The 24,430-nt window shown below is 63.4% G+C and carries 22 protein-coding genes and 1 pseudogene; 11 read left to right on the top strand and 12 right to left on the bottom strand.

Annotated features, from left to right (window positions below):
• Positions 1-43: 43 nt before the first annotated feature.
• Entirely contained in the window at positions 44-466 is a 423-nt protein-coding gene (locus NKG95_RS05420; protein WP_023722388.1) for a VOC family protein, read from the bottom strand.
• 217 nt (positions 467-683) lie between these two features.
• Here NKG95_RS05420 and NKG95_RS05415 point away from each other — a divergent pair, with 217 nt between their 5' ends.
• The gene (locus NKG95_RS05415; protein WP_023722387.1) at positions 684-1,886 is read left to right on the top strand and encodes an MFS transporter; all 1,203 of its coding nucleotides are present in this window, start codon (positions 684-686) and stop codon (positions 1,884-1,886) included.
• An 87-nt stretch (positions 1,887-1,973) separates the two neighbouring features.
• On the opposite strand, the gene NKG95_RS05410 is transcribed toward NKG95_RS05415, so the two are convergent.
• Positions 1,974-2,876 carry a sigma-70 family RNA polymerase sigma factor gene (locus tag NKG95_RS05410; RefSeq protein WP_353040138.1) on the bottom strand — a complete coding sequence of 301 codons (903 nt, stop codon included), beginning with the start codon at positions 2,874-2,876 and terminating at the stop codon, positions 1,974-1,976.
• A gap of 205 nt (positions 2,877-3,081) precedes the next feature.
• On the opposite strand from NKG95_RS05410, the gene NKG95_RS05405 reads away from it, so the two are divergent.
• From NKG95_RS05405 to NKG95_RS05370, 8 genes and pseudogenes are all read left to right on the top strand, one after another.
• Entirely contained in the window at positions 3,082-4,488 is a 1,407-nt protein-coding gene (locus NKG95_RS05405) for a DHA2 family efflux MFS transporter permease subunit (RefSeq protein WP_353040137.1), read from the top strand.
• Between the two features lie 224 nt (positions 4,489-4,712).
• Complete coding sequence (locus tag NKG95_RS05400; RefSeq protein WP_353040136.1) at positions 4,713-4,880, top strand: hypothetical protein; 168 nt, start codon at positions 4,713-4,715, stop codon at positions 4,878-4,880.
• 168 nt (positions 4,881-5,048) lie between these two features.
• Positions 5,049-6,245, top strand: a complete 1,197-nt coding sequence (locus NKG95_RS05395; RefSeq protein WP_353040135.1) for an acyltransferase family protein — start codon at positions 5,049-5,051, stop codon at positions 6,243-6,245.
• Positions 6,246-6,247: 2 nt separating this feature from the next.
• Positions 6,248-7,351, top strand: a complete 1,104-nt coding sequence (locus NKG95_RS05390; RefSeq protein WP_353040134.1) for a glycosyltransferase family 2 protein — start codon at positions 6,248-6,250, stop codon at positions 7,349-7,351.
• 63 nt (positions 7,352-7,414) lie between these two features.
• Positions 7,415-8,386: a glycosyltransferase family 2 protein gene (locus tag NKG95_RS05385; RefSeq protein ID WP_353040236.1), complete on the top strand. Its 972-nt coding sequence runs from the start codon at positions 7,415-7,417 to the stop codon at positions 8,384-8,386.
• A 9-nt stretch (positions 8,387-8,395) separates the two neighbouring features.
• Positions 8,396-10,180: an ABC transporter ATP-binding protein gene (locus NKG95_RS05380; protein WP_502913920.1), complete on the top strand. Its 1,785-nt coding sequence runs from the start codon at positions 8,396-8,398 to the stop codon at positions 10,178-10,180.
• A 1,090-nt stretch (positions 10,181-11,270) separates the two neighbouring features.
• Entirely contained in the window at positions 11,271-11,489 is a 219-nt protein-coding gene (locus NKG95_RS05375; RefSeq protein ID WP_352788161.1) for a hypothetical protein, read from the top strand.
• Between the two features lie 112 nt (positions 11,490-11,601).
• Positions 11,602-11,757, top strand: a pseudogene (locus tag NKG95_RS05370) (SOS response-associated peptidase); the annotation flags it as partial.
• A 326-nt stretch (positions 11,758-12,083) separates the two neighbouring features.
• On the opposite strand, the gene NKG95_RS05365 reads toward NKG95_RS05370, so the two are convergent.
• The 9 genes from NKG95_RS05365 to NKG95_RS05325 form a co-directional block, all read right to left on the bottom strand.
• Positions 12,084-12,233, bottom strand: a complete 150-nt coding sequence (locus tag NKG95_RS05365; RefSeq protein ID WP_353040133.1) for a hypothetical protein — start codon at positions 12,231-12,233, stop codon at positions 12,084-12,086.
• A 3-nt stretch (positions 12,234-12,236) separates the two neighbouring features.
• Complete coding sequence (locus NKG95_RS05360) at positions 12,237-12,566, bottom strand: DUF2934 domain-containing protein (RefSeq protein ID WP_353040132.1); 330 nt, start codon at positions 12,564-12,566, stop codon at positions 12,237-12,239.
• Positions 12,567-12,693: 127 nt separating this feature from the next.
• Positions 12,694-13,329, bottom strand: coding sequence for a BA14K family protein (locus tag NKG95_RS05355; RefSeq protein ID WP_353040131.1), 636 nt, complete (start codon positions 13,327-13,329; stop codon positions 12,694-12,696).
• Between the two features lie 172 nt (positions 13,330-13,501).
• Positions 13,502-14,263: an ABC transporter ATP-binding protein gene (locus NKG95_RS05350; protein WP_353040130.1), complete on the bottom strand. Its 762-nt coding sequence runs from the start codon at positions 14,261-14,263 to the stop codon at positions 13,502-13,504.
• Between the two features lie 32 nt (positions 14,264-14,295).
• The gene (locus NKG95_RS05345) at positions 14,296-15,294 is read right to left on the bottom strand and encodes an ABC transporter substrate-binding protein (protein WP_353022400.1); all 999 of its coding nucleotides are present in this window, start codon (positions 15,292-15,294) and stop codon (positions 14,296-14,298) included.
• 58 nt (positions 15,295-15,352) lie between these two features.
• The gene (locus tag NKG95_RS05340) at positions 15,353-16,201 is read right to left on the bottom strand and encodes an ABC transporter permease (protein ID WP_353022402.1); all 849 of its coding nucleotides are present in this window, start codon (positions 16,199-16,201) and stop codon (positions 15,353-15,355) included.
• A 40-nt stretch (positions 16,202-16,241) separates the two neighbouring features.
• Positions 16,242-17,606, bottom strand: coding sequence for an LLM class flavin-dependent oxidoreductase (locus tag NKG95_RS05335; RefSeq protein WP_353022404.1), 1,365 nt, complete (start codon positions 17,604-17,606; stop codon positions 16,242-16,244).
• Between the two features lie 51 nt (positions 17,607-17,657).
• Complete coding sequence (gene msuE, locus NKG95_RS05330) at positions 17,658-18,215, bottom strand: FMN reductase (protein WP_023677302.1); 558 nt, start codon at positions 18,213-18,215, stop codon at positions 17,658-17,660.
• 735 nt (positions 18,216-18,950) lie between these two features.
• Positions 18,951-20,243, bottom strand: a complete 1,293-nt coding sequence (locus NKG95_RS05325; RefSeq protein ID WP_353040129.1) for an Nramp family divalent metal transporter — start codon at positions 20,241-20,243, stop codon at positions 18,951-18,953.
• A gap of 235 nt (positions 20,244-20,478) precedes the next feature.
• On the opposite strand from NKG95_RS05325, the gene NKG95_RS05320 reads away from it, so the two are divergent.
• Together NKG95_RS05320 and NKG95_RS05315 are read left to right on the top strand one after the other, a co-directional pair.
• Entirely contained in the window at positions 20,479-20,784 is a 306-nt protein-coding gene (locus NKG95_RS05320; protein ID WP_023722367.1) for a hypothetical protein, read from the top strand.
• A gap of 324 nt (positions 20,785-21,108) precedes the next feature.
• On the top strand, positions 21,109-23,364 hold the full coding sequence (locus NKG95_RS05315; protein WP_353040128.1) for an alpha/beta fold hydrolase: 2,256 nt from the start codon (positions 21,109-21,111) through the stop codon (positions 23,362-23,364).
• Positions 23,365-23,482: 118 nt separating this feature from the next.
• Here the strand turns inward: NKG95_RS05315 and NKG95_RS05310 are convergent, their stop codons facing one another.
• Positions 23,483-24,337, bottom strand: a complete 855-nt coding sequence (locus tag NKG95_RS05310) for an aldo/keto reductase (RefSeq protein ID WP_353040127.1) — start codon at positions 24,335-24,337, stop codon at positions 23,483-23,485.
• Between the last annotated feature and the right edge of the window lie 93 nt (positions 24,338-24,430).

The raw sequence follows: 24,430 nt of genomic DNA, 5'->3' as shown, positions 1-24,430 counted from the left end.
CCGACGCCGTCGCAAGCAAGATTCTTGCCCCATCACCCGATCTTCAGAACGCAATCTTCACTGACTCGGCGCTGCGGTTGGCCGGGCCGTGGTGGACGGCCTCGATATTGTTGCCGTCGGGATCGAGCAGGAAGGCGGCGTAGTAGCCGGGATGGTAGTGCTGCCGCTCGCCCGGTGCGCCATTGTCCGTGCCGCCGCCATCGAGGCCGGCCCTGTAGAAGGCGTCGACCATGGCGCGGTCCTTTGCCTGGAAGGCAAGGTGGTGGCGCCCCGTCAGCTTTCCCTGGGCTGCCGGGCTGTCGGGGCTGGAGATGAACAGCTCGTCGGCCCAGAAATAATCCTCGGCGCTGCCGCCGATCGGAATATCGAGCACCTTGAAAACCGCCTCGTAAAAGCGCCGGCTGGCCTTGAGATCCCTGACCACCAACTGGATGTGGTCGATGAGACGGCCGCGATGAAGTTCCATACCTGATAGCTCCTTATCGCCAGGCTGGAAATCTAGCTCAGCACTGTGCACGGTCAATGCAATGGAGCAATTGAGCGGCGCAATTTCTTGACTGGATAAAAAATGCAACCGGATTGTCGGATTCAAAACGTCTCCAACGTCCTTCGGACGCAAGCGGCTCGGCGAAGCTCGAAAAGGTCGTGCCGTATCAACGCTTCCGGCATGGGAGAAAAGTGAAATGAGCCTTCCCTATCGTTGGGTTATCGTCGCGGCTGGCGCGCTGATGACCTGTGTCGCCCTCGGGGCGATGTTCTCGCTGGCGATCTTCCTCGAACCGATGGCGCTCGACACACAATGGTCGCGCGCCGGCATATCGAGTGCGATGACGCTGAACTTCCTGGTAATGGGCCTCGGCGGCTTCGCCTGGGGCGCCATTTACGACCGCTTCGGCGCTCGCATCGTTGTCATGACCGGCGCCGTATTGCTTGGCCTGGCGCTGGTCCTGGCCAGCCGCACCGGCTCGCTGCTCGTTTTCCAGCTGACCTATGGCGTGCTCGTCGGCCTCGCGGCAAGCGCCTTCTTCGCGCCGATGATCGCGCTGACCTCCGCCTGGTTCGACACGAACCGCAGCCTCGCGGTCTCGCTGGTCTCGGCCGGCATGGGCGTAGCGCCAATGACCATCTCGCCCTTCGCGCGCTGGCTGATTTCGGCCTATGACTGGCGCACGGCGATGTTCGATATCGGCATAACCGCGTGGGTGCTGCTACTGCCGGCCGCGCTTCTGGTGCGCCAGCCGCCCCAGCCCGCTGCCGACGGCGCTGCCCCAACCGTTGCCGCCGAGGGTGCCGGCATGACGGTTCCGCAGGCGCTGCGCTCGCCGCAATTCATCGTGTTGGGACTGACCTTCTTTGCCTGCTGCGCAGCGCATTCGGGGCCGATCTTCCATATGGTGAGCTATGCGATGCTGTGCGGCATAGCGCCGATGGCGGCGGTCAGCATCTACAGCATCGAGGGCCTGGCAGGGCTGGGTGGCCGGCTGCTTTACGGCGTGCTTGCCGATCGGCTGGGCGTCAAGCCGGTGCTGATCACCGGGCTGGCCATACAGGCGGTGGTCATCGCCGCCTATCTGGCGGTCAGCGAGCTTGGTCAATTCTACACGCTCGCCGTCATCTTCGGCGCCACCTATGGCGGTGTCATGCCGCTCTATGCGGTGCTGGCGCGCGAATATTTCGGCCAGCGCATCCTCGGCACGGTGTTCGGTGCCGTAACCATGCTGTCCAGCCTCGGCATGGCTTTCGGCCCGCTCGCCGGCGGCATGGTGTTCGATGCCTATGCCAGCTATTCCTGGCTGTTCATCGGCTCGGCCCTTGTCGGGCTTGGCGCGATGGCGATTGCGATCGCCTTCCCGCCGCTGCCGCGCCGGGAGTTGCAACCGGCTTAAAGCCGGATCAGCAGAAAAGGGCGGCCGCTTGGATGGCAAGCGGCCGCGATCTGGCAGTGCTTGTTCGGCATTATGAAAAGCGAATTGCTATGCTCGCAGAGGCACCACCTCGGCGCCATCAAGCGTGTAGCGCGCATAGCGGAAATCGCGAATTCTCGCCAATCTGTCGCCCGTCCATTCCAGCAGGATAAAGTATCTTGGCCCTCCGGCCGAGTCATCCGGATCGATGACAAGTATGGCTGGGTGCCGATCCACCAGGCCTGGAAGCAGCCGCCAATCGTGGATACCCGCGTAATTGTGGAAGTACCGGCCCACTTTCGTGCGGCCGCTCGCCCGGAGCCGGTTGACGAGGTCAAGCCGCACGTCCTCGGCCAGCATGTCGCGGATCGTATCGAAGTCGCGGGCGTTGAACCGCTCCACATAGGCTGCCAGACGCGCCCGCTCGGGCTCGGCCAACACCGGCACAGGCCGATCGTCAGGCTCGCCGGCGACTTCGCGCAGGCGCAGACGGCCGCGATGCAGTGCGGCTTTCACCGCCGGAACGCTGCTGTCGATAATGTTGCCGATCTCTTCGATCGTATAGCCGAGCACATCCATGAGGATGACGCTGCTACGCTGCGCCGCGGGGAGGCGCATGAAGGTCTGCAGGCTTGCGGCTGCAGTGTGTCGACCCTCGGCCGACATGCCGGGGTCAGGTATCATGTCGATATGCTCGATGGCATGCGCGGCATCCACCCTGGCGCGACGGCGCAGGTGGTCGAGCGCTGCATTGTGCGCGATGCGGAACAGCCAGCCCTCGACATTGGCTATCGGTCCGGTCCCTGGGAACGCCTCGAGCGCCTTGACCGTAGCTTCCTGGACGACATCCTCGGCATCGATCACCGAACCGGTCATGCGGGCACAATAGCGGTGCAGTTTCGGCCGCAATTCGCCGAGCAGCCGGTCAAATGGCTCCCGTCCTTCTGGCGTGCCGGATGCGGATCCGGTCATCGCACAAGGATCGATTTCATTGCGTATCTCCCAGGGCAGGCGCGCCCGCCATGAGGCGCAGCGTCTTATAGACGCTCGACGATGGCAAAAGGATTCGGTCGAAAAACTTTCTTTAGCTGGAATCCTTTGGTGGTGCCTCCGCGTCTCTGGATCATGGGACCGCGAGACTGGCGGGCCCTCTGTTCAAGCCGGAGGCGCCATAATCATGAGCAAGCAAAGTGCGGGATCAACGAAGGTCTGGGTTCTCGCCCTCACGTCGATAGGCTCCTTGATGGTCGTTCTCGATGCGATGGTCGTGGCGACCGCATTGAGCACGATGCGGGTCGAACTCGATGCCTCGCTGGAGACGCTGCAATGGACGATGAACGCCTATAATTTGAGCTTTGCCGTCCTGCTCATGACCGGGGCTGCGCTCGGTGACCGGTTCGGTCGCCGCCGTACGCTCGTTGCCGGATTGGCGTTGTTCGTCGCAGCGTCGGTTGCCTGCGCGCTCGCCGGAAATGCCGGATTGCTGATTGCGGCCCGTGCGGTTCAGGGCGCGGGTGCTGCAATGGTCATGCCGCTGGCCATGGCGCTGCTGAGCGTCGCTTTTCCCCCGGAGGAACGAGGCAAGGCGCTGGGTATCTTCAGCAGCATCACCGGCCTGGCCCTGATCATCGGTCCGATGGCGGGCGGTGCGATCTCCGAAGGCCTCTCCTGGCACTGGATCTTCTGGCTCAATGTTCCGGTCGGCATCGTTCTCATCCCGCTGGTGCTGCGTCGGATTCCGGAGAGTTACGGGCCGGGCACGGCTATCGATGTCCTCGGCGTCGTGCTGGTGACTGCGGCGGCATTTGGAGTGGTCTGGGGTCTGATGCGCGGCAACATCGTCGGCTGGAGCAGCTCTGAAGTGCTGTCGGCGCTGACGGCAGGGCTGGTTCTGGCCATCGCATTCGTCCTTTGGCAGCTGCGTACCCGTGAGCCCATGCTGCCTTTGCGGTTCTTTCAGGCGCGCGCATTCTCCTCGGGCGTAGGGGCGAACTTCCTGCTCTGCGCCGCCATGTACGGCCTCGTATTCCTGCTGCCGCAGTTTCTGCAGTTTGCCCAGAGCCGTGGGCCGCTCGGGGCCGGCATGGGATTGCTGCCCTGGACCGCCACGCTTTTCGTGGTCGCACCGATCGCCGGCAGCCTGATCAACCGCGTCGGCGAGCGCTGGCTTGTGGTGGCCGGATTGATCCTGCAAGCGGCTGGAATGGCCTGGCTGGCGCAGATCGCAGCACCTGATCTGCCCTACATCCAGCTAGTCGCGCCCCTGATCATTACTGGTGCCGGCGTGTCGATGGCCGTGCCTGCCGCACAGAATGCGGTTCTCAATGCGGTCGCGCGGCCGGAGGTCGGCAAGGCTGCCGGCACGTTCAATACATTCCGCTTTCTGGGCGGCGTATCCGGGATCGCGATCGCCGGTGCGGTGTTCGCCGGGACTGGGAGCTTCGCGTCCACCGACGCGTTCAGCGATGGTTTCACCGCGGCGATCGACGTCTCCGCTCTGCTCTCGCTCGCCGGCGCGCTCGTCGGAATAGGGCTTCCGGAGCGTCGCACAGTGGCGCTCGCGAATGCCGGCAAGGAGGCGTAGTGTCGCCCGGAGCGGGAAGCTCGCGCGAAGCGGGTCCCCGCTTCAAAACGCGCCTTCTACTGCCCGGCGGATGCGAGGGTGCCGCTCGCCACAGGCCCCACAACTGGTCGGCGCTCAAGTGCCTGGCGGATCCGTCATAGGCCACGCGTCCGAGGCTGAGGACCACGATTCTGTCGGCCAGCGCCCGCACCGTGGAGAGATCGTGTGTGACGAGGATGACGCCCGTGCCGCTGGCGGCGATCGAACGGATCAGCTTCACGCGTTCCGTGATGGCGGCGAACATGCTGCATCGCAGCACCCTGCCGCCGATATCGGCGGGCCAAGGCAGCGCGCGAAAATCGTCAAAAATGGACAATTCGGGCTGGTTCCCGCTGTTTTTTGGCTTTTATTAGCCGCGCCTCACGTTCCTGTTTCAAATATGTCAACTTTTTGTGTTGCGTTGCACAATGGTGGCGCCTTATCCTGCGTGAGGGGGGCGCTTCCGATTGGAAATGCGCCGTGAACGACGCCGCTATGTTGACCGATTGGCAGTTTCGCCGTCCCGCCGGCGCACGCCGCTAATGGGAAATGCGCGCGACACCCAATTGGACGCGCTGAGGGCCATCGCCGTGACGATGGTGCTGTACGCACACTTCTTCGCGGCCGGAGGATCCTCGTTCTGGGGCCATATCGGCGTGCGCCTGTTCTTCGTGCTGAGCGGCTTTCTGATCACCCGCCTGCTACTGGAAGCCCGCTCGGCCGCCGAATTCGAAACCGGACCGGCGCTGAAATCCTTCTATATCAGGCGGGCGCTGCGGATATTCCCGCCCTATTTCGCCGTGCTGGGTTTCGTCTGGCTGGTGGACCTGGAGCAGTCCAGGGGATCGCTGGCCTGGCACGCACTCTATCTGTCGAATTTCTGGTACGCAGCGCAGAATGAATGGACGCCCTGGCTGCTCTGCCATTTCTGGAGCCTGAGCATCGAGGAGCAGTTCTATATCGCCTGGCCGTTGATCGTCCTGCTGGCGCCGCGCCGGCGGCTCGAAGCGATCTGCGTCAGCGTTATCGGGCTGTCGCTTGCCTACCGGTTTTATTGGCCGATCACGGGAACACCCGGTTTGGCGCGTGACCTGCTGCCGCCGGCGTCGATGGATGCATTGGCGTCAGGCGCGCTGCTTGCCGCTTACCGGTCAAGAGCTGCTGGCTTGCCGCAATGGCTTCGAGCTGGCTGGCCGGGGCTCGCCGCGGCGTTTTTCGTTCTGCAGTGGTTTGCGCCGGGGCCGGCAAATCCGGTGCAGGAATGGTGCCTCTGGCTGCTGTTGCAGATCCTGCCTCTCGTGCCGCTGGTGGTCATCGTTGCAAGCTGTTCGACGGGCATTGGCGGCCACGCCGGCAAACTTCTCGAACTGCCGCCGCTGCTTGGCCTTGGCCGCATCAGCTACGGCGTTTATCTCTACCATCCGATAGTGCTGTCGCTCGTCGTCAAGTCGCAGCCCTGGATTCCGCTCAACGTCTCGGAGCAAGGGCCAGGGCGCTTCCTCGTGGCGGGAACGGTGACGCTCATGCTGGCTTCGGTTTCATGGCTGCTTTTCGAGAAGCCGCTCAACAGCCTGAAGCGCCATTTCCCCTATGTTGCCCGGAGAGGCCGAGCCGGCTTCCCGACAGGCATCGATACGACCAACGCCGGATGGCTCGCGGCGGGAGCATATCTGGGCAGGCCGCTTGATGGTGGCACTTCACCGTTGCCACGCAAGCTGCAACGAACCGATCGGAGCTGATCATGACTGCTCCCTTGGTCTCCGTTCTGCTGCCGATCTACAATGCGGGACCTTATCTCGCCGCTGCGCTGGGCAGCGTCCTGCGCCAGGATTACGATCGTCTGGAGATCATCGCCATCGATGACGGCTCGACGGACAACTCGCTGCAGATCCTGCAGAAATATCGCCAGGCCGACAGCCGCATCTCGATCATCTCACGCGAAAACCGCGGCCTGATCGCAACTTTGAACGAAGGCCTGGCCGTGGCCCGCGGCGATCTGGTCGCCAGGATGGACGCCGACGACATCGCCTATCCCCAACGCCTGTCGCGGCAGGTCGCGCTGTTCAACCAGCAGCCTGACCTTGCGCTGTGCGGTGCAGGCTTCGACACCTTGCTCGGCAACCGCATCGTCAGGGGTTCGCCCGATCCGATATTCCAGGACAATAGCCTGCGCATCTTGTCGATGTTCTTCACGATCTTCATGCATTCCACGGTCGTCTACAACAGGAAGGTCATCGAAGAGAGCGTTCTATTTTATGACGAAAGCTACAAGCATGCCGAGGATTTCGACCTGTTCAGGCGGCTGACCGACCGCTACCCGGCGGCCATGATCCCCGAAAGTCTGATCGCCTATCGTATCCATGACGACAGCGTGACCAACAGGCACAAACGCGAAATGCGCAGGACGCATTTGAAGATCGTCGCCGAGAACCTCGAGCGCGAAGGGCTCGCACAAGAGACGCAAGGCCTCCGCGACATCGGTGAGGTCCTGTCGATGGGCACGGTTCGCCGTGCCGCCGAATGGATCCTTGCGCTGGAAGAAAGGATTGCCGCCCTGCCGGCCGAGACGAGGCCGAGCTACCAGGCTGGCACGCTGAACCTGTTCTATTTCCTCTATCAGCTGATATCGGGAGAAAGACAGCCGCTGCTGATGCACGAATTCCTGACACGGACCGCGAAATGGAAGCTCATCCGGCGCCGCGAGCAGTACGTGTTTCGCACTGGTGCCTTCGCGCCGCGCTTCAGTCTCGCCTCGATGTCGGTCACCAGGCAGGTGGACGCCCTGTCGCGGTATCTGCAATCCGTGCCGGCCGCGGCGGTTTTGCCTTCGAACCAGTTGAGCTAGCAACGCATGTTCGTCAAATCGCACCACCTCCAGCAGCGCGGCCACTCGACGGTTCCGGCGGCCATGTCGCCGCGGCCGCAGCAAGGACCGGCGCCGGCGGTCAGTTTCATTGTCTGCACACGCGACCGCGTCGCCGTGCTCGAGCCCTGTATCAGGTCGATCCAGGCCGCGTGTCGTGCCCATGCCGACTTTGCCGCCGAGCTGGTGGTTGTCGACAACGGCTCGACCGACAGCACCGCCAAACGGCTGGCCAGCATCGCCGAACTGTCGGACATCCCGTTCACCGCCATTTGCGAGCCGCGACCCGGATTGGCCGCCGCGCGGAATGCCGGGCTGGAGCGGGCGCGGGGCCGCGTGCTCGTCTTCGTCGATGATGATTGCGCAGTCCACAAGGACTATCTGCGCGATCTGCAGCGGCACTATGCGGCCGGCGAACGGGTCATCCGCGGCGGCCGCGTCGAGATCGGCGATCCCCGCGACCTGCCGTTCACGATCAAGCGGTCGCCGGTGCGCGCGCGGCTTACGCCGGATGTCCATCCCGGCGGCTTCGTGCTTGGCTGCAACATGACGATGCACCGCGATGTCGCCGCCCGCATCGGGCGTTTCGACGAACGCTTCGGCGCCGGCGGCCCACTGCGCTCCGCCGAGGATACGGACTATCTCGTGCGGGCGGTGCTGCTCGGCATTCCGGTCGAATATGTGCCCGACATGACCATCTATCACCATCACGGCCGACGCGACCGCAAAGCCATCGAAAAGCTGCATCGCGACTACAGCATGGGCAATGGCGGGCTTTGCCTGAAACATATCCGCCACGCGCCGTGGCTGCTTCGCCATTTCTACTGGTCCATGAGGGCGGCTTTGCGCGAACTGAGGAAAGGCCCTCTGTTCGACCGTGAACTCAAGCTGTCGCACTGGCCGATCATCGGCATGAACTTGCTCGGCGCGGCCAAGTTCGCGGTGCTTTCGGTGGTGAAATCGCCGCAGCCGGCGCAAATGCGACAGGAGCAACAGGCAAATGCCGAGGCGAGGTGATCCGCAATCATGCGCCTGATGCCGCCCAGCCTGCCGATGCTGCGCCGCGCGCTCGGGCAAAAGCAGTTGCGCCTGCTTCCGGCCGTGGTGGTGCTCGGGCTGCTCAGTGCGGCGCTTGAGGGGTTCGGCATCGGCCTGATCATCCCGTTGCTGAACATAATCATGGGGCAGGGGCAGACCGGCATGGCCGGCTTCTCCGCCGTCTTCCAGCATGTCGGATCGAGCCTGAGCGAGCGCGACCGGCTGATCGTCATATCGGTCGCCATCCTCGGCTCGATCGTGCTGAAGAACCTGTTCGCCTACGCCAATACGCTGCTGACCACCTTCATCTATGGCAAGGCCAGCCATTCGATCCGCAGCGCGCTGTCGGAGCAGCTGCTTAGGGTAGGCTACCCGTTCTTTCTGCAGCAAAGTCCCGGACGGCTGCTCAACATCATCTCCAACGAATCCTGGCGGGCCTCGGATGCCATCCAGATCACGCTCGGAGCAATCGTCAACGCATCGGCCGCGATCATCCTCCTGACCTTCCTGCTGCTTCTATCGTGGCAGATGACGCTGCTGGTCACGCTGGGGCTGGCGCTGGTGCAGGTCGCGCACGCCATGCTGTCGGCCAATCTGAAGGCGCCGAGCCGCAGCGTCGCCTCCCGCAACAGCCAGCTCGCATCGCAGATGCTGCATCTGGTGCATGCCGGGCGGCTGATCCGCATCTTCGGCCAGGAGCAACGCGAGAAGGCGGCATTCGACCAGGCATCGGATGCGGTGCGCCGCGCCGCCTTCGTGCTTTTGACGCGCCAGGGAGCGTTGCCGCCGCTGACCGAGGTTCTGCACGCCATGCTGTTCCTGGCGGTGGTAATCGGCGCCTGGTTCGCCAATGTCAGCTTCCCGCTGATCGTCGCCTTCGTCATCCTGCTCTACAGGCTGCAGCCCTACATGCGGTCGCTGCAAATGGCCTGGAGCCAGCTGCAAGGCCTGAGCGGATCGCTTGAAGAGGTGACGTGGATGCTGGACCCATCCGGCAAGCCCCAGCCGCCGCAAGGCGACGCAGCGTTCCCTGGGCTCAGCCAGGGCATCAAGTTCGAGGACGTCACCTTTACCTATTCTGGTTCCGAACAGCGCGCGGTGGTGCTGCATGCGGCGAGCTTCGACCTGCGCAGCGGCCGCTCGACCGCGCTGATCGGCCGCTCGGGCGCCGGCAAGACGACGATCGTCAATCTCCTGTGCCGCTTCGTCGAACCAGACAGCGGCAGGATACTCGTCGATGGATTGCCGCTCGACCGTATCGACCCCAGCCAATGGCGAAAGCACATCGCGCTCGCCAGCCAGGAGCTGGAACTGGTCGACGGCACGATTTTCGATAACATCATCTACGGCCAGGACGCGGCCTCGGCCGATGACGCCGAGCGTGCCGCAAGGCTGGCCGAGGCGCATGGCTTCATCGAGCAACTGCCGCAGGGCTACAGGACGGTCGTGGGCTACCGCGGCGTCAACCTCTCGGCGGGACAGCGGCAGCGGATCGCGCTGGCCAGGGCCCTGGTGCGCGATCCCGATATCCTCATCCTCGACGAAGCCACCAATGCGGTGGACGGGCTGTCGGAAGCGGCGATCGTCGAGACGCTGAAGTCGCGCGCCGGCCGCCGCACCACCATCGTCATCAGCCACCATCGCAGCACCATCTCGTTCTGCGACGACGTCGTGATCCTGAGCCACGGCCGCGTGAAAAAGCAGGCGCCCTTCGCGGCGCTCGCGACGCTCAGCATGGACGAGCTTTACCAGCACGAGGCGCTGGAACGCTGAGGGCGACCCCCGCTGCGTGCGCGCGCTGGGAGGTCGTCTCGGATGTCAAGCCAGGTCAAGCATCTCAGAGCGAGGAGCCCTCCGCCATGCCTCTCTGCAGAATTTCTGGGATGATGAGTGGTCCCGAGCTTACCCGCTTTCGACCTGGAGCGTACAGAACCAAGGGTCCGCCTGCCAAATCCATCAATGGCAGGCGGACCCTAATCAGCGCATGAAGGGACTGATTCTGCGCCGATGTCTCCTCGAGGAGGTGACGCCATCAACTAAAGACGGCCGCAGTTGTTCCCGACGCCGGCCGTACACGAGACCATTGCGCGGGCAGGTCAGACTTAGGTCCTATAAACGCGCATCGCTGGCTGTGAGTGAACATCGGATCGGCTCGGCGGTAGCGAAACTTCGGCCGGAGGTCGACGCAGTCATTGGTTCCGGGGGCATGACCTGCTCGGCGCTGATCATGGGCGGTGATCGATCCCCGCACGACTGATGCGGAGGGGCGCTTGCATTCCTGCGGAATGCACAACCAATCCGGCGCCAAGTGAAGTTGTCCAAGCGGTACGGGGCTCAGCGGTCGTCAAGGTGTTGCTAATATACAGCACAGACAGCGCTCTATGAACGGCGTCGCTTGGAACCGCTACCTCCGACCAACCGTTAGTGTCACAATGACGAAACCAAAAAGTGAGGCTGACGATGGACCCGCTGCAAAACAACACGTTGGAGATCTGGTGTCTTGCGGCTGTTCCGCTGTCACTGCTCCTTACGGTGTTATTAGCCGGATTTATTCTTTAGCTGACCCAACGAGGCCGGCTTTGCGCACCGGGCCAGGAAGATGAAAATGACGGCCATTAGGCACGGTAGGGGTCGCGGACACCCCGTGGCACCAGGCCGTGGCTGCCTTTTCCAACGTGCCCCCATAATCGGCTCTTTCGAGCGGTCCGGCTCGCGGCGATTGCTCGCGGCGCCGTGGCGAGGGCGAGCATCCGAGCTCGTACGTTTTTTACACAATCTCTGATTGGTGGACTCGCCCGACGCCATCGACGTTAATTTTGCGTTAGCGACAGGAGGGGGGAAGATCGCTAACGGGAGGAAGAAAATGAGAGAAAACTACGATCTGACGATCGACTACGACGACCAGCCTTACGACAACAAGCCTTACGATCTAGCCACATTCGCAAGGAAGCACGGGCTCAACATTCGAGCCGCCGAGCTTCTTCTTTTCGCCAAAGGCCCGTCTCGAGCGGCCTGCGATGCTGCGGCGAGGGCTTTTCTGGCGGCAGTCGCCGCACAAGCTATGAGACAATCGGCGCGGTAGGTCTCACAAAGCCATTGCTGACACGGCCTGCCGTGTCAGCAACCTAACGGACAGCGCTGGAAATTCCGGGCCGTTTCCAACAAGACGCCTAAGCATCCGGGAACGGCCTGAAATGTGCAATCTTTACAATATCACGACCAGCCAGGAGGCCATTCGCCAGTGGACCCGCGCCTTGCGCGATATCCTCGGCAATCTCGAACCCTCCATCGACATCTATCCCAACCAGCCAGGCCCTGTGGTGCGCAACACGCCGGACGGCGAACGCGAATTCAATTCGCCCTTGACATTTTTGTTCCGGTTTTGTTCAATTTGACCAGAAACTAGTGGAGGCATCGCCCACATTGCAAGCGAACGCTTCGTCACTGAAAGGTTTATGCCGCTTGCGCGAGGTGCATCAGGTACGGTTCTGAACAATTTGCATACCGTGCTAAAATCCGCGGGCGACCGCGATGGGCGTCGCTACCTGCTTCTGGACGCACCATGTTCTCGTAAACTGTCCGGCGCAGAGATGCGTGGCCGCCGTCTTCGCAGGCTCAGGTTCCGTCAGGCATCCGGCGCGGCTGCCTGGCAAGCGACAACACGCCCAACGCCGCCTCAATGCTTCTTGAAATACTGCACCTCACGTTCGTGCTTCTCCGCAGCCTCGCGGCTTTCAAACGTCCCGAGATTGCGGCGCTTGCCGGTCTTTTCGTCCTTCTTGCGCGAATAGAGGCGGTATTTTCCGTCTTTGAGTTTTCTGATCATCTGTCACTCCCCGAGCCGCTGCTTCCCCTTGAGGTTGCGCGCGGCTTGTTCGATAGCCGCCCGGTCGTTGCCCAGCCTGTCGATCAGCTCCTGCGCCTGTTCGCCCGATATGCCGGTGCGCACCGCCAGGGCCTCCACCGTCAAGACGTCGGAGCTCGCGAACTCGCGGGTTTCCGGCAGGGCATCGCCTGCCGTCAGCGGCAGGGCTGCCTCCCTGTCGATCTCGGCCTCGGCCCGGTGCCAGTGCCGTTCGGGATCGCCATGGATCCCGCCTTCACGTTCCCAGATCTGGTATGCGCGCTCACGAATCTTGTCTTCCCGGTCGTCGCCCATGTTGATTTCTCCTTTGGGTATCGGATGAACGCCGCGCCAACCCGAACGATCCAAGAAATCTGCGTGATCGTTGGGTGGGGTCGCACAAGGCGCCATGCCCTGCGGCCGCCAGCCGCGCCCGGCCTGCCTACTCGCACTGCCGACGCGGCCCGCCGGAATACGGCTGATAGCTATTGTCTTCCGGTCGATATGACCGGTAGCGGCTGAAGCAGTATTGGACGTGGTCCGATGAGAGCTCGGCGTCGCCGGTTTCGTCCGGCCGCGGGTAGCCCTCCACTGACGACGTATCGCTCGCCTCGACGTAGCTGCCGGCATCGGCGGTGTCGAGATAGGGCGAGATGCAGGGGCGCTCTTGGCCGCTGTAGGATGTGTAGCGGTTGTCGTCCGGCCGGTAGGAGCGGTAGCGGCTGGCGCACCATTCGACATGAGCGGCAGGCAGCGCTTGCTGCTCTTCCGCTGGTGGCTGGATGGAGCCGGTGGCGGTGGTGTCGGGTGTCGAAGCTGCGGCGGTGTCGGCGGGTTTGGAGGTGCGATCAACTTCCGAGGTGCGAACGGGGACCGGGCGGGCCGGGAGGCGCTCGAGGCGCTGGGAGGCCGGGTTTACCGGGCGCGGATCCTTGGCCCACAATTCGGCGACGCTGGAGACCGGGGCGGGCGGCCGCACCGGCTTGGCTATCAATAGCCAGGTGGCGAATGCGAGACCGCTGGCGAACACGGCGAGCGTCAGCACGAAGCCGCCAAAGATTGCGAACAAAGCTTTCATGCCGCGCTCCTTCGTCTCCCGGTTAAGGAAATGCGGGGGCGGGGAATCCGGTTCCAGGAAAGAGCGCGGGGGAGGGGATTTCAAAAAGGAAGATCCCTCTCCGTCTCGGCTTCGCCGAGCCACCTCTCCCCGCTTTGCGGGGCGAGGAACCCAAGATCGCGTAGGGGGCCTTTCAGTGCAGGCCGAATTCGCGCAGCAGTTCTTCGCGGTAGCGTACGAAGCGGCTTTCGCTGCGCTCGCGCGGGCGGGGCAGGTCGACGTCGATCAGCCGCGCCGCGCCGCCTTTCTCCTTGGGCAGGATCAGCACCCTGTCGGCCAGGTAGATCGCTTCCTCGAGGTCGTGCGTTACCATCACCATGGTGACGTTCTCCTCGCTCCAGATGCGCGCCAGTTCCTCCTGCATGCCGATCTTGGTCATCGCGTCGAGCGCGCCCAGCGGCTCGTCGAGCAGCAGGATTTCGGGCTGCACGGTCAAGGCGCGGGCGATGCCGACGCGCTGCGCCATGCCGCCCGATAGCTGCCTTGGGAAAGCATCGCCGAATTCGGCGAGGCCGACGAGCGCGATATAGAAACGCGCCCGTTCCTCGGCCTCGGCCTTCGGCACGCCGCGCACTTCGAGGCCGAAGGCGACATTGCCGAGCACGGTCAGCCAGGGCAGCAGGCGCGGTTCCTGGAAGATCACCGCGCGCTCGGCGCCGACGCCGTGCACCGGCTTGCCGTCGATGGCGACGCCGCCGCTGTCGGCGGCCTCCAGCCCGGCAAGAATGCGCAGCAGCGTGGTCTTGCCAGATCCGCTGGCGCCGACGATGACCAGGCATTCGCCCGAGCGGATGTCGAGGTTGAGGGTCCTCAGCACGGCAAGCGAGCGCCCGCCGATGCTGAACGATTTGGACAGGTCGCGTATGCTGACCTCACCGCCGCTTGTGCTGCTCATCGCGCTCGTCTCCCAGCTGCCGGTTGGCCTTGTCAGTTGGTCTTGGTTTCGCCGGGCCGGTAGAGGATGTCTGTTGCCTTCAGCTTACCCTTTGGCAGGCGACCGTCGCGCTCGAGCACGCTGACCCAGAAGTCGATGTCGCGGTCCGTCGCCTTGGCCCCCTGGCGCAGCCCGAAGCCGGTCCAGTAGCGCGCCAGCTCGCCGTTTTCGCCGCGCTTGTCGAGGATTGTCGCGAGCACCTTGCGCGCTTCGTCGGGGTTCTGCAGCGACCAGTCGGAGGCGCGCGCCGATTGCTCGACGAAATTGCGGGCGGCGTCGGGATGCGCGGCGATGAAGTCGCGCCTGAGCACGACGAAGCCGCCGGCCAGTTCGCCCAGCACGTCGGTGTCGTTGAACACGCCACGCACGCCGCCATTGTCGACCAGCGCGCCGGCAAAGGTCGCCTGCCAGTAGCCGAGCGCTGCGATGTCGACCTGGCGGGAGCGCAAGGTCTGTTCGAGTTGCGGTCCGGGCACGACGACGAGATTGGCGGCGTCCGGCGACAGGCCGACGCTGTGCAGCGCCTCGCGCACCGTGTAGTCGAGATGGGCGCCGAGCGTGTTGACGGCGATGGTCTTGCCGGCAATGTCAGCGATCGATTTGATCGGGCTGTCGTCGAGCACGTAGAAGACGCTTCGCACCTTGCCGTTGATGCCATTGCTCGGATAGACGGCGACGAAGTCGTTGCCACCGGAAATCGAATTGATCACGGCGGCGGTTGCGGCCGAGCCGATATCGACGCTGCCGGAGGCGAGCGCGAACAACGATTCCGGGCCGCCGCCGGAATAGCCGACATTCTCGATCTCGATACCGAGGCCTTTGAAATAGCCGAGCTCGCCGGCAAGCTCATGCGGAGAGATGCTGCCGCGGCTGGCGAGGGAGCGGAACTTGACGGGTGCGGCTTCGGCAAAGGCGAAGCGCGGCAGGCCGGCGGCGAGAAGGCCGGCGGAGAAGGGCGCGCCGGCAAGCAGGGAACGGCGGGTGATTTTCATGGTCCGGGTCTTTCCTGGTTTGAGTTCTGGCCTGGTTGAGATTGGTAAGGGCGGGTGGTCAGTCGACGGCATTGCTCCAGCGGCAGAGCCGCCGCTGCAGGCTGACCAGCGCCTGGTTGGCGATCAGGCCGAGGCCGGCGAGGATGACGATTGCCGCAAACATCAGCGGGATCTGGAAGTTGTACTGCGCGTTCATCACCTGAAAGCCGATGCCCTTGTTGGCGCCGATCATTTCGGAGGCGATCAACAGCAGCAGCGCCGTGGTGGCGCTGAGCCTCAGCCCAACGAAGATCGACGGCACGGCGCCGGGCAGCACGACGCGGCGGAAGACGGTCAGCTGCCTGGCGCCATAGACGCGGGCCATCTCCAGCAGTTTCGGATCGACCTGCTTGACGCCGCCGATGGTGTTGAGCAGCAACGGGAACAGCGTCGCCCAGAAGATGACGAACACCTTGGAGGCTTCGCCGAGCCCAAGCAGCAGGATGAATACGGGATAGAGCGCCAGCGCCGAGGTCTGGCGGAAGACCTGCAGGATGGGATCGAGCGCGGTCTCGACGGCGCGCACCTGGCCCATGAACAGGCCAAGCGGGATGGCGACCAGCACGGCGGCCGCGAAGGCGAGACCGGCGCGCTGCAGGCTGATGGCGATGTCACCGAGCAGAGTGCCGCCGGCCAACCCCTTCCAAAGTGCCGCGACAATCGTATCGATCGGCGGCAGCACGGCCGTGTTGACCCACCCTGCGCTACTCGACACTTGCCAGATTGCGAGGAAGGCAATGAGGGCGCCGTAGCGCGACAGGAAGCGAATTCCCGCCCGGCCGCCGAGGCGCAGGAAGTCCGAGCCGAGGCTTGTGGTGGTGTCGCGCGTGCCGAGGCTGGCGGCCTCTTCGATGTGCTGCAAGGTCATCGTCTTGCCTCTTGCTTGGAAAGTATTGGGCTTCTCGGGATTATTCGGCGGCCAGCACGGCCGAGCGGGCGGCGGTCCACGGGTTTTCCGGCCGTCTGAGGCCGAGGTTTTCGCGCAGCGTCCTGCCTTCATAGGCGGTGCGGAACAGGCCGCGGCGCTGCAGTTCGGGGATCACCAGCTCGACGAAGTCCTCGAGCCCGCCGGGCAGCCAGGGCGGCAGGATGTTGAAGCCGTCGGCGGCTTCGTTGCCGAACCACTCCTCCAGCTGGTCGGCGACCTGCGTGGCGCTGCCGATGACGGTGTAATGGCCGCGGGCCGTTGCCACCCATTGGTAGAGCTGGCGGATGGTGAAGTTGTGCTCGTCGGCAATCTGGCGGATCAGCGCCTGGCGGCTCTTCATGCCTTCGGTCTCCTTGCTCGGCGGCAGCGGGCCGTCGAGCGGGTAGCCCCTGATGTCGAGCGTCTGGCCGGCCAGCCCGTTGAGCAGGGCGACGCCGTCTTCGGGCAGGATGAGATCGTTCAGCTGCTGGTATTTGGCGCGCGCTTCTTCTTCGGTGCGGCCGACGAAGGGTGCTACGCCGGGCATGATCAGCACCTGCTCGGGATCGCGGCTGACGGCCGCCACGCGGGCCTTGATGTCGCGGTAGAATTCCTGCGCCGACGCCAGGTTCTGATGGGCGGTGAAGATGACTTCCGCCGAGTGGGCGGCGAGCTTGCGGCCGTCCTCCGATTGCCCCGCCTGCACCACCACCGGGTGCCCCTGCACAGGGCGCGGCACGTTGAGCGGACCCTTGACGCTGAAATGCGCGCCCTTGTGGTCGATGTCGTGGAGCTTGTCCTTGTCGTAGAAGCGCCCCGATTTCTTATCGCGGATGAAGGCGTCGTCCTCCCAGCTGTCCCACAGCGCCTTCACCGTCTCGACATGCTCATGCGCACGGGCATAGCGCTCGGCGTGGGCAGGCTGCGTCTCACGATTGAAGTTGCGCGCGGTTTCGTCGCCGGCCGAGGTGACGACGTTCCAGCCGGCGCGGCCATTCGACAGATGATCGAGCGAGGCGAATTTGCGGGCGAGCGTGTAGGGCTCCTCGTAGGTGGTCGAGGCGGTGGCGATAAAGCCGAGATGCGTGGTGAGTGGCGCCAGCGCGGCAAACAGCGTCACCGGCTCGAAGCCGGCGATCTTGGCATTGCCACCTTCGCGGGCGCCGAGACCGACCGTCAGATTGTCGGCGAGGAAATAGGCATCGAACAGGCCGCGCTCAGCGGTCAGGGCAAGCTGCCTGTGGAACTCGAAATTGGTGGCGCCGTCGGCCGGCGCCTCAGGGTGGCGCCAGGCGGCGATATGCTGTCCGCCTCCGGGCAGGAAAGCGCCCAGTTTGATTTGCCTGGATTTGCTGGATCTGGTCATAGCGGCGTGCTCCTGGATGGATCGGAAGGGGATCTCGGGTCGGTGGTGCGTTCAGGCGGCAAGGCCGACGCCGTAGGGCACTCCGGTTACCCGGCATGCCTCGGCGACCGCCTGCCGGGCGCGGGCGTGGATGGCTTCCGACACCAGCACGCCATTGGCAAAGTCCTTGTCGGAGGCGTAGATCGCAGTCGGCACGGTCAGCGCCTCGAAGAAGCCGAACAGCGGCCGCAGCTGGTGCTCGACGATCAGCGAATGGCGCTCGCCGCCGCCGGTTGCGGCGAGGATGACGGGCTTGCCCCTCAGCGATGACGGGTCGAGCAGGTCGAAGAAGTGTTTGAAAAGCCCGGTATAGCTGCCTTTGAAAGTCGGCGAGCCGGCCACCAGGATGTCGGCGCCCAGCAGCCGTTCGACGATGTTGCGCGCCGCCGGGTCGAGGTCGCCGAGGCGCCTTGCCTGCGGCAGGGACGCGCCGAGATCCTCGATGTCGAAGACGGCCGAGGCCGCGCCGATGCTTTCGGCGGCCTGCCCGACAATGTGGCTGACGAATGCCTTGGTCTTCGATGGCCGGGTCAAATTGCCCGACAGCCCCACAACGAGCTTTTTCGACATTCCTGGCTCCCTCTCAAGCGCTCTATTTTAAGATCTTGGGTCTGGCGATCTATTTTAAGTCTAGAGAGTTTGTAGAATTAAAAGAGCGAGAAAATTTCAAAAGCAGGGCGATGCGCGAACTGAGTTTGCTGCACATCGCCCGCAATTGGTTCATTCAACGCGCCGTACCGCGCTGAAAGATCGCTGCAGCGCCTGCAGCCGCGATAGCGTAGCGCGTCGGACAGAGCGCATGAACAGCCGGCCGGACATATCAGGCAAGTCGCCCTCGGGCGCTCCGGCGCGACGTCGGGGAACCATGTCCTGATGCCACGATCCTGGATGGCCTAGCGGCCCTCGGAGAGGACGCGGCGCGGGCACAGGCCAAGGTGCTGGCGTGGGGTCCGCGGCATGTGGTGAGTCAGGCCAATTTGATTCAAATCCGGCTGTGGATATTTGCTTTTGGGTAAATCGAGGCGGTCATCTTGCCGGCCGGCGGGCAACAAGGAGAAGCCTATGACAAGCGACTTTGCCGCCGCACACCTCCACCTCGAACGAGCCTGCCATTATTTGAGCGGCGAGGACGAGACGAGCCGCACGGCTCGTGCGGCTCTGGATCTCCTGATCGATGCAATTGTCGCGGCACAATACAAGCGGCCCACGGGCGACGTTGTGGAATTTCCAAGACCGGCAAAGTTGGGACAATCCGCAAGCGGGAACGGGTAATCCAACCGGCGGCATCCCTTTGCTTCCGCCTGATCACATGAACCAGGTTGCCACCAGGCCGATCGTCGCCGAGAAAATAGCGGCGGTCGTTGCCCAACCGAGTATGTTGGTGCTGCGGCTGTTCACCTGGTCGCCCATGATCCTGCGGTTGTTCGTCATCAGCATGATGAGCAGCAGCAAGGGCGGCGTCGAGAAGCCTTGAACGATGCCGGACCAGACCAGCGCCTTCATCGGATTGAAGCCAAGGAAGTTGAGGCCGGCGGCGATCGCGGTAAAAAATCCGATGGCGAGATAAAATTTGGGCGCCTCTCGAGCCTGGGCGTGCAGGCTGTTTTTCCAGCCGATGGCTTGCGCCACATCATAGGCAGCGCCGGTGGTCATGACAGGAACCGCGAGGAAACCGACGCCAATCACGCCTGCGGCGAACAGAACGCTTGCGGCCTGGCCGGCGAGCGGCCGCAGCGCCTCCGCCGCCTGCGCGGCCGTGTCGATATCGTGGTGGCCCGCCTTGTAGAGCGTAGCACCCGTCGACAGGATGATGAAATACATGATGAGATTTGAAAACATCATGCCGATGAGGATGTCCCGGCGAGAGCGACGGAGTTCGCTGTCGGTGGCGCCCTTCCTTTCCCTGAGCGTTGTCCGCCCCTGGGCAATCTCCTCCTCGACCTCCTCATTGGACTGCCACGTGTAGAGATAGGCGGACAGCGTCGTGCCGATGATGGCGACCAGGATCGACAGGAACTCACGGTTGAATTCGATCCTGGGGAGCAGCGTCCCGCGCAGCACCGCCGCGGCGTCCGGCTTGGCCAGAATGGCGGCACCGACATAGGCGAGCAGCGCCAGCGCCAGCCAGCGAAAGATGTTGCGGATCAAAGTATAGGAGCCAAAAACCTGGAGGGCGAAGATGAGGGCTGCGACGAACAGCACGATCAGCGGAATGGGAAGCGGCACGAAGATGTTGATCGCGGCCGCCATTCCACCGAGATCCGCCGCTGCCTCGATGGTGTTGCCGACGAGCACACCCAAGAGCACCGACCAGAGCAGCCACCGCGGGTAGAAGTCCTTGATGACGTGGAACAATCCGCGCCCGGATACCTGACCGAGCTTCGACGACAGGTAGACGACCGCGTACATCATCGGCAACGTCACCGGAGCCGTCCAAAGCAGGTCGGGTCCGAAACGGGCGCCGGCGCTGGCATAGGTGCCTATTGCGGAACAATCGTCGTCGGCCGCCCCTGTTATCAGGCCGAGGCCGAGCGCGCGGCCTATTCCGCCTTTACCCTCCTCCGGTGGGGTGGAACGATCGGAACCGGCCTGCCTCATTGCGATCGGACCGGGTGGGGAACGAAAGGCGCGGCCTGCCATGCAACAATGCTAAGGATCGGTCGGGGCGCTGGTCTCATTTTGCTTCCTTCAACAACTTGCCCAAACCCGGCGTGCCATGACTTGTTCCGCAACGACGGGGCAGGGTTTTGCCTCAGGCAAAAAAGTTCGGGTTGACCGCTTCCGAACGCGAAGCGACTATCCGGGCGAGGCGAAGATCGCAGGAGGAAATGCAATGGACGAGCCCGATCAGTGGCGCCACATGTCGAGCGCGCCAAGGGACGGCAGCAGAATCCTTGTCACGGTTCGGCCGTCCGAGCAGGGGCCGGCCGAGGTCGACATGGCCTACTGGGCCCGCGCCGATCAGTTCGGCAGCGAAGGCTGGCGCGCTTCCGATTCGTCTCCAGGACGCATCGTCGAATATGCCGAACCCGAACTGAAGTGCTGGATGCCGCTGCCATCGGCCAATCTCAGCAAGGGATCGATGCCGAGCCCCTGGGAAGGAGAAGATGTGCCGCTGGTGGATGGCTCGGGGATATGAAAGGGCCGAATGCCCAGGACCTCTAAGAGCCGATATCCACGGCCACCCGCATTCGCCAAAAGTGCGCGCAAGCTGACCGCGGCGGTCCGGAAATCGAACCCCTGGATCATTGACGCCCGGCGGGCCCGCTGGTTCTCAAGATAGCGCGCGAGCGCAATGTCGTGGCGCAGTGGCCCGCCGCGCGGCTGCGGGTCCTGCCTTGAATCATCATGCCAGATGGGCCATTCCGTCGGGGGTAGCACAGCGTCCTCCTGAGATACCAGTCTCCCGACACTTGTCTTCCCTGCGTCGTGAGAAACGCGGTGGAGCCAGCGTGAAGGATTCGTGAAAAACACCAGGCCGGGCGAAATGACGGTTGAAATAGAGGCAAGTACAGGAAAGGATCGCAAAGAAGCTGTGGCTGTGGCGGATCCGATGGCGCACCCTCATCTCTGTCTGTTAGGCGGCTTTGACTTTGCCGGAGGAGCGGTGGCCCCGGTTTTCAGCCGCAAGGCTCGCGCCATGCTGGCTTATCTCGCCCTGCAATCCGGACACTCCCAATCGCGCGAGAAGCTCGCCGCGCTTTTGTGGGGCGGCAACAGCCAGACCCAGGCCCGGATGAACCTTCGACAGGCCCTATCCGCCATAAGGAAAGGAATGGGCGCATCCGATGGCGAAAGGTTTCTGAGCGACGGCGACAGCATTACGCTCAATCTCGACGATCTTGATTTCGACGTCGCGCGGTTCGAGTCGCTGGCCGCCGGCTCCGAACCGGAGCAACTCGAGCAGGCGCTCGTCGTCTATCGTGGCGACCTCCTCGACGGGTTCGGCCTGAAGGAGGAGCCGTTCGAAGATTGGCTCAGAGTGGAGCGCGAGCGATTGAGGGCAATCGCAACCATCGTGCTGGAGAAGCTCGTCGCGCACTATTCGGCAACGAATGATCTTGCATCATGCCTGCGGGCGGCGGTGCGCCTGCTGGCTTTGGAGCCCTTGCGGGAGGATATCCACCGAGCCCTGATGCGGACCTATGCCGCCCAGGGCCGTTTTAACCTCGCGCTGAAACAGTATGAGCGCTGCCGTGATGTGCTGCAACTGCAGCTCCGCTTGCAGCCCGAGCCGGAGACCCGGCAACTCTATGATGACCTGCGGACGCGCCGCGTGACGCCGCAAGCCGCTACCCGGATAGGTGCCTCGGTGTCGCCTTCCCACACACCGCCAACGTCGGCAGCCCGAACAGGTGAGCGCCCGGCGTTCCGGGCCGAGCCGATGCGCCCCGCGGCCCACTATGTCAAATCGGCCGGAATCAACATCGCCTATCAGGTAACCGGCGACGGGCCGGTCGACCTGATCTATGTGCCTGGGTGGGTCTCCAACCTCGACCTTGCCTGGTCATCGCCCCGGCTGGCGCATATGCTCCAGCGTCTCGGTTCCTTTGCCCGCCTGATCCGTATGGACAAGCGAGGCACCGGACTGTCCGATCGCAATGTTGGTTTGCCAACGCTGGAAGAGCGGATGGAAGACATGCGAGCGGTGTTGGATGCCGTCGGATCAAAGCGAACGGTTCTGTTCGGCAGCTCCGAAGGGGGGCCTATGTGCATGCTTTTCGCGGCGACCTATCCCGAACGAACAGCGGCTCTCGTGCTCAACGGAACCTATGCCAGCGGCCGATGGTCGCCGGATTATCCCTGGGCAAGGACAAGCGAGCAGGTAGAAGAAGATCTGGCCGCCGTCGAGAGACAGTGGGGGGAGCCGGCGGACATGAGCAACGCCGCGCCCAGCCTGATGAACGACAGTTTCGAGAGAGAATGGTTCGCCGCGTATCTTAGGAATTCAGCCTCGCCTGCCGACGCGGTCGCGCTCTGGCGCTGGGGCACTGAAATCGATGTTCGCGCCCTTCTCCCAACCGTTCACGTCCCGACACTGATCGTGCAGACGGCGGGCGACCGCTGGGTAAAACCGGAAGAGGGGCGCTACCTGGCAACGCATATCGAAGGCGCCAGATACATTGAGCTTGCCGGCCGTGATCACGTAATCTGGGGGGAGAATTCCGATCGTCTGGTCGACGAGATCCAGGCTTTTGTCACCGGCTCGCTGCCGGCAACGTCGAGCGAGCGCGTGCTTGTGACGGTGCTGCACATGGAAATCGTCGGGCTGCCGCCGGCTCCCGTCAACGCTGGTGACCGGGCGCGGCGCGATCTGATGCAGCGACACGACGACGAGATACGCAACGAATTGCATCTTGCTAACGGTCAGGAAATCAGCCGCACCGGAAACGGGTTTCTCGCGGTATTTCTGCGACCAACGCGGGCGATCCAATGTGCAATCGCGGTCCGTCGTCGGATGAAGAGGTTAGACCTTCAGGTTCGCGCGGCAGTCCATATTGGCGAATGCGAAAGGCGCGGAGACGACTTCACCGGTGTTGCAATTCAGCTGGCATCGCATCTGCTCGACGATGCCAGACCGGGCGAGATCATCGCGTCGCGCACGGTTCGTGATCTCGTGGCCGGTTCCGGCCTGGCCTTTGAAGAGCATGGCGAGATGGAGCTTGCAGGTCTTCCCGGCAGCCTGCAGCTTTTTTCCGTCAGTGAACCGGCTGCCTGAGGTCCCGCTGGGTTGGGATATGAGCGGGCGAGTTCAATAGGCCGGCGGGACAGCGCCCCCCTCTGTGCTGCCGGACATCTCCCCACAAGGGGGAGATCGGCAGCTTCACTGTCGGCCCTCAGAACAGGAATGCGGCCGTGGCGGGGTTCGGGCCGGTGCGGCCATCGGGCGAATCCATGCCCCGGATAAGCTCGAGGTCTTTCGCTTCCAGCTCGAAATCGAAGACATCGAAATTGGCGGCAATCCGATCCTGGTGGATCGACTTTGGAATGACGATCAGCCCTTCCTGAAGGTGCCACCTGACGATCGTCTGTGCCACCGACTTGCCGTGTTTCCTGGCAATGCTTTCAAGCGTCGGATCGCTCAACAGCCGGCCGCTGCCCAGCGGGCTCCAGCTTTCGATGCGGGTGTTGTGCCTGTCATGGAATTCGCGTTTGTCACGCTGCTGGAAGCGGGGGTGGAGCTCGATCTGGTTGACGGTAGGCGTGACGCCGGTCTCGCCGATGATCCGTTCGAGATGGTCCTGGTTGAAGTTCGAAACGCCGATCGACTTGATGCGGCCTGATTGCCTGAGTTCGATCAGCGTCTTCCAGGCCTCGACATATCTGTCCTGGCTGGGCACCGGCCAGTGGATCAGGAACAGGTCGATCTGTTCGATCCCGAGCTTGCTCATCGTCTCGTCGAAGGCGCGCAAGGCGGCGTCGCGCTGATGTGCGCCGTTGCGCAGTTTCGAGGTGATGAACAACTCGCTTCTCGGCACGCCGGCCGAGCGGATTGCCTGCCCGACACCTTCTTCGTTCTGATAGCCTTCGGCGGTGTCGATCAGTCTGTAGCCGGCCTCGATTCCCCAGCGCACCACCTTGGCGGTGATGGCTGGATCGACCTGCCACACGCCGAGGCCGATTTGCGGAATGGCGGAGCCGTCGTTCAATCTGATTTGTTCAGGTCTATTCAGGGTAATCTGTTCAGGCATGTTCAGGTCCTTCTGCATCGTTCCGCCCGGCGCAGGCTCTATCTAGTCTGGATGGCCGCGAAAGCCAGTCGAATATCAGGAGAATGTGAGGAG

Source organism: Mesorhizobium sp. M1423 (assembly GCF_040317575.1).
Lineage (GTDB): Bacteria > Pseudomonadota > Alphaproteobacteria > Rhizobiales > Rhizobiaceae > Mesorhizobium.
Note: the sequence above shows the minus strand (reverse complement) of the source record. Positions and strands in the feature narration are given on the sequence as shown.

What these genes read in the sequence shown, in the direction of transcription:
- NKG95_RS05420 (WP_023722388.1), bottom strand. Translation starts at nt 466, where the DNA reads ATGGAACTTCATCGCGGCCGTCTCATCGACCACATCCAGTTGGTGGTC.
- NKG95_RS05415 (WP_023722387.1), top strand. Translation starts at nt 684, where the DNA reads ATGAGCCTTCCCTATCGTTGGGTTATCGTCGCGGCTGGCGCGCTGATG.
- NKG95_RS05410 (WP_353040138.1), bottom strand. Translation starts at nt 2,876, where the DNA reads ATGACCGGATCCGCATCCGGCACGCCAGAAGGACGGGAGCCATTTGAC.
- NKG95_RS05405 (WP_353040137.1), top strand. Translation starts at nt 3,082, where the DNA reads ATGAGCAAGCAAAGTGCGGGATCAACGAAGGTCTGGGTTCTCGCCCTC.
- NKG95_RS05395 (WP_353040135.1), top strand. Translation starts at nt 5,049, where the DNA reads ATGGGAAATGCGCGCGACACCCAATTGGACGCGCTGAGGGCCATCGCC.
- NKG95_RS05390 (WP_353040134.1), top strand. Translation starts at nt 6,248, where the DNA reads ATGACTGCTCCCTTGGTCTCCGTTCTGCTGCCGATCTACAATGCGGGA.
- NKG95_RS05385 (WP_353040236.1), top strand. Translation starts at nt 7,415, where the DNA reads ATGTCGCCGCGGCCGCAGCAAGGACCGGCGCCGGCGGTCAGTTTCATT.
- NKG95_RS05380 (WP_502913920.1), top strand. Translation starts at nt 8,396, where the DNA reads ATGCGCCTGATGCCGCCCAGCCTGCCGATGCTGCGCCGCGCGCTCGGG.
- NKG95_RS05375 (WP_352788161.1), top strand. Translation starts at nt 11,271, where the DNA reads ATGAGAGAAAACTACGATCTGACGATCGACTACGACGACCAGCCTTAC.
- NKG95_RS05365 (WP_353040133.1), bottom strand. Translation starts at nt 12,233, where the DNA reads ATGATCAGAAAACTCAAAGACGGAAAATACCGCCTCTATTCGCGCAAG.
- NKG95_RS05360 (WP_353040132.1), bottom strand. Translation starts at nt 12,566, where the DNA reads ATGGGCGACGACCGGGAAGACAAGATTCGTGAGCGCGCATACCAGATC.
- NKG95_RS05355 (WP_353040131.1), bottom strand. Translation starts at nt 13,329, where the DNA reads ATGAAAGCTTTGTTCGCAATCTTTGGCGGCTTCGTGCTGACGCTCGCC.
- NKG95_RS05350 (WP_353040130.1), bottom strand. Translation starts at nt 14,263, where the DNA reads ATGAGCAGCACAAGCGGCGGTGAGGTCAGCATACGCGACCTGTCCAAA.
- NKG95_RS05345 (WP_353022400.1), bottom strand. Translation starts at nt 15,294, where the DNA reads ATGAAAATCACCCGCCGTTCCCTGCTTGCCGGCGCGCCCTTCTCCGCC.
- NKG95_RS05340 (WP_353022402.1), bottom strand. Translation starts at nt 16,201, where the DNA reads ATGACCTTGCAGCACATCGAAGAGGCCGCCAGCCTCGGCACGCGCGAC.
- NKG95_RS05335 (WP_353022404.1), bottom strand. Translation starts at nt 17,606, where the DNA reads ATGACCAGATCCAGCAAATCCAGGCAAATCAAACTGGGCGCTTTCCTG.
- msuE (WP_023677302.1), bottom strand. Translation starts at nt 18,215, where the DNA reads ATGTCGAAAAAGCTCGTTGTGGGGCTGTCGGGCAATTTGACCCGGCCA.
- NKG95_RS05325 (WP_353040129.1), bottom strand. Translation starts at nt 20,243, where the DNA reads ATGAGGCAGGCCGGTTCCGATCGTTCCACCCCACCGGAGGAGGGTAAA.
- NKG95_RS05320 (WP_023722367.1), top strand. Translation starts at nt 20,479, where the DNA reads ATGGACGAGCCCGATCAGTGGCGCCACATGTCGAGCGCGCCAAGGGAC.
- NKG95_RS05310 (WP_353040127.1), bottom strand. Translation starts at nt 24,337, where the DNA reads ATGCCTGAACAGATTACCCTGAATAGACCTGAACAAATCAGATTGAAC.